Raw genomic sequence first — 1,677 nt, 5'->3', positions numbered from 1 at the left:
TGAACTGCTCCCCGTCAAGTAGACAGGATAAATAATAAAAATCACTTAAACGGCTTGCGCTCTGTATTCTAACGGAGCCAAGCCGTTTAGTCGTTGTTGGTACCGTTCTTCATTGTAGAAGTGAATATACTTCTGAATCGCAAGTTGGAGTTCGTCGAACTCCGTAAACTTATGTAGATAATAACTTTCGCATTTCAAGGCTCCCCAAAAGGACTCGATTGGACCATTATCAATACATTTACCAACCCGAGACATACTTTGTTTAATGCCTGCCACGCGTGTCATGTGACGGAACGCATGCGACGTATATTGGAACCCTCGATCACTATGAAGCAAAGGACGGCTTCCGGGTGCGCCCTGCAGGGCGAGTTCAAGCGTATCGAACACGAGCTGATTATTGTTTGAGTGCCCTAGAACGAAGGCACGGATGGATCCATCATATAGGTCCAGAATGGCGCTCAAATACGCTTTCTGAGAGGAACCATACTTCAATTCCGTGACATCCGTCACCCATTTTTGATTCGGTCCTGCCGCGTTGAAATCACGGTTCAGAATGTTCTCGGCAGTCTGTTGAGGACAATTACGAATGTACAAAGGCCGTTTTCGACGTATGATGCAATGAATACCGGCGACATGCATGAGGCGACGGACACGCTTCGCGTTAACGTTTCTTCCGAAACGGCGTTTCAAGTTCAATGTCATCCGTCGATAGCCATAGATTCCTTTCACCGCAAGGTGGATCTGGTTCATCTCTTCGATGATTTGCATGTTCTCATTTTCATGTGCTTTCGGTATACCGATACGACGCAACCACTTGTAGTAGGCAGCTCGTGAGACATCAGCCAGATGACATAGGGCGATGATCGGATAACCGAATTGCTCTACCGATGATTGAATGGCTTCATATTTATCTTGAAGACGAATTTGACTTAACGTGACCTCCTCTCGATCTCCTCTAACTTTTTTAAGAAATCGTTCTCCATACGTAGACGTTCATTTTCTCTCTCGAGTCGTTTCAGTTCCAACGCAAAACGCTCTGTATCCGTCAATTCTTCTACAGGCTTCTGACGTCCACGACGGTCCATCAACGCGTCGATTCCATCCTTCTCGAACTTCCTTACCCAGCTATAGATTTGTTGGTATGAGACCCGATGGGTCTCCATGATGCGTTGATAGTCTTTTCCGTTCTGTATACAGTCCATAACCGCCTGGACGCGCTCTTCGAATGTAGTGGCTCTACCTTTAGTCATAGTGAATCGCTCCTTCAATGGTTTCCCTTGTGTACTATGACTAGTATACTTGTCAATCCATTTTTGGAGTACGCTCATGTTCGAAATGTTAAACCGTACCGTAGCACTGTTGACGGATTCTTCTTGATTGAGCACTGCGTGTACAGCCTTCATCTTTAGTTCTTCTGGATAGCGCGTCCATTTTGTTCGATTCCGTAGCGCAACGGATCCTCCATTACGATATTTCGCTCTCCATCTATTCAACGTCGTAACTGAAAGCTCGAAGAGCGAGGCAATCGATGCCATCGAACCTGTTCCATCCTCACACATCTTAATGATCCGTAGTTTTTCATCCGGCGAAAACTTAGATTTAGACACAGAAAATGCTCCCTTCAAAAAGTGGACAGTTTTTGTTATTTCAACTGTCTACTTTTTGGGGAGCATATCA

General features: G+C 45.3%; 2 protein-coding genes. Both read right to left on the bottom strand.

Annotation, left to right across the window (positions count from 1 at the left end; genetic code table 11):
• Positions 1 to 45: 45 nt before the first annotated feature.
• Positions 46 to 924, bottom strand: a complete 879-nt coding sequence (locus KNQ15_RS16915; protein ID WP_353048935.1) for an IS3 family transposase — start codon at positions 922 to 924, stop codon at positions 46 to 48.
• A gap of 5 nt (positions 925 to 929) precedes the next feature.
• Positions 930 to 1,607 carry a helix-turn-helix domain-containing protein gene (locus KNQ15_RS16910; RefSeq protein WP_353048934.1) on the bottom strand — a complete coding sequence of 226 codons (678 nt, stop codon included), beginning with the start codon at positions 1,605 to 1,607 and terminating at the stop codon, positions 930 to 932.
• Between the last annotated feature and the right edge of the window lie 70 nt (positions 1,608 to 1,677).

It is taken from the genome of Exiguobacterium sp. s168, assembly GCF_018619035.1.
GTDB classification, from domain to species: Bacteria; Bacillota; Bacilli; order Exiguobacteriales; family Exiguobacteriaceae; genus Exiguobacterium_A; species Exiguobacterium_A acetylicum.
The sequence above is the reverse complement of the archived record's forward strand: the minus strand, read 5'-3'. Positions and strand labels throughout refer to the sequence as shown.